The 1908-nt window shown below is 64.3% G+C and carries 1 protein-coding gene and 1 pseudogene; both read right to left on the reverse strand.

The genetic code is table 11. The annotated features are described in order from the left end of the window. Positions 1 to 502, reverse strand: a 502-nt coding sequence (locus ACZ92H_RS29340; protein ID WP_465050662.1) for a phage tail protein, incomplete at its 3' end; no start/stop codon positions are given. Between the two features lie 15 nt (positions 503 to 517). Beyond that, a pseudogene (locus ACZ92H_RS29345) lies at positions 518 to 1908 on the reverse strand (hypothetical protein); the annotation flags it as partial.

A 1908-nucleotide genomic window follows, 5' to 3' on the forward strand; every position in this document is an offset into this window, starting at 1 on the left:
CCACATTGCCGACCACGCTGCCCACGGCGTTCTTGGCCGCGCCGGCAATGCTGCTGGTCATGCCGTCGATGCTGAGCATGTTTTTCAGATCGCCGATATCGCCCAGGCCAACCATGGCCAGCACGCCATCGTCGTCGCGCTTGAGCGCAATCGAGAACTCGACGCGGCGCGCGCCGCCGCTGCCGTCCAGGACGGTGCGGCCTTCCGTCATGCTGGTGATGCGGTAGGAGCCGAGAATGCGGCCCGTGCCCTGGACCAGAATCCACGATTTGCCAGTGTCGGCCATCATGCGCAGCGCATCGAGCGAGTACAGGGAGCCGGTCAGTTCCGGCGCCACCCAGCCCGACAGGGTAATCGTGTCGTCGCCGGGCCCCACATACTGGTGCGCGTCGCGCAAGCCCACCCGGGCCGTGCTGGCATGCTTCCATTCCGTTTGCCGCTGTAGCTCGTGATAGGCCAAGGTCGGCAGGCTGAAAACGAACATTCCTAAAATCATCATCATGGTGGTGTTTCTTTCTTAATCGTGGTCGCGCAGGGACGAGCGGATGCGTGCCGCCTTTTCGCGGTCGCGCTGTTCCATGGCCGCGTACACGGCGCGCGCGATGGCCTGGGGATCGGTGCCGGCCTGAACGTTGAAAGTGATTTCGATCTTGTCGCCCTGGATCGTCATGCCGGTGCCGAACCCGCCTTGTGCCAGCGGCGCGCGCGTGTCGAAGGCACTGGCCGGTAATGCCGTGGCCGTGCCGATGGCGATGCCGGCGCCCAATTGCGTCAGGCGCTGCGCCAGGGTAGACACCTTGGCAATCGGCGCACCCTCGCTGCGGTCCAGGCCCACGGCCAGGCCCTGCATGGTGTAGTCGCCCAGCTGGGCAAACACGCGGCTCGGGCTGTGGATGCCCAGCTTTTCCTTAAACCAGGCAATGGTGCTGGAGCCGGCATTGCTGATGGCGTCCTTGACGGCGCCCATGGAGCTGGTGATGCCGTTGACCAGGCCGCGCACGATGTTGGCGCCAAAGTCGGTGAACTTGCTCGGCAGCTCGATGCCGAACCAGCCCAGCACGCCGGCGAAGGCGCGATAGAACAGGCCCACGGGCGACCAGTTGGCGATCAGGTTATTCACGCCAACGAAGCCGCCGGCAAAAGCGGTCTGGATTTGCGACCACGCGCCGGTAAAGAAACCGCCCAGCGGCGCCAGGCCGGTGGCGATGCGCTGCACGATAGTGGCGGAAAAGTCGGTGAACTTGGCCGGCAGCGCAATGCCAAACCAGCCCAGCACGCCAGCGAAGGCACGATAGAACAAACCGACTGGCGACCAGTTGGCAATCAGGTTGCTGACGCCTTTGATACCGCCGGCAAAGGCCGTTTTGACGTGCGACCAGATGCCATTGAAAAACGCCTTGATCGGTTCCCAGTATTTGTAGATGAGGTATGCGGCGCCAGCGATGGCGGCAATGGCCATGATGATCCAGCCAACCGGCGTCGTCAGCAGCGCGGTACCCAAGCCCAGCACGGCGCGGCCCGCCCACATAAAGGCGCCGCCCAGCCCACGCAGGATGGGCGTGAGCACGCCGCCCGTTACGCCCATCTTGGCGAACATGACGTGCAGCATGGCATACGGGCCGATCAGGGCGGCAATGCCCAACATCAGCGGGCCGAGCACCAGCAGCAGAGCGGCCAGCACGCCAAAGACGGTAATCATGACCTTGGCCACGGTCGGGTTGCGTTCCATGAAGCCATTCAGACGCTGCACGGCGCTGATGGCCAGTTCCAGCCCTTGCGCATACAGCGGCAGGATTTTCTCGCCCATGGTGAGCTTGAGATTGGCCAGCTTCGACTGCGCCTCCAGTTCCTTGCCGGCGGCCGAGTCGCGGCCCAGCTTGTCCAGCTGGCCGATATTGGCGGCGCCCC

Source organism: Janthinobacterium foliorum, from assembly GCF_978021625.1.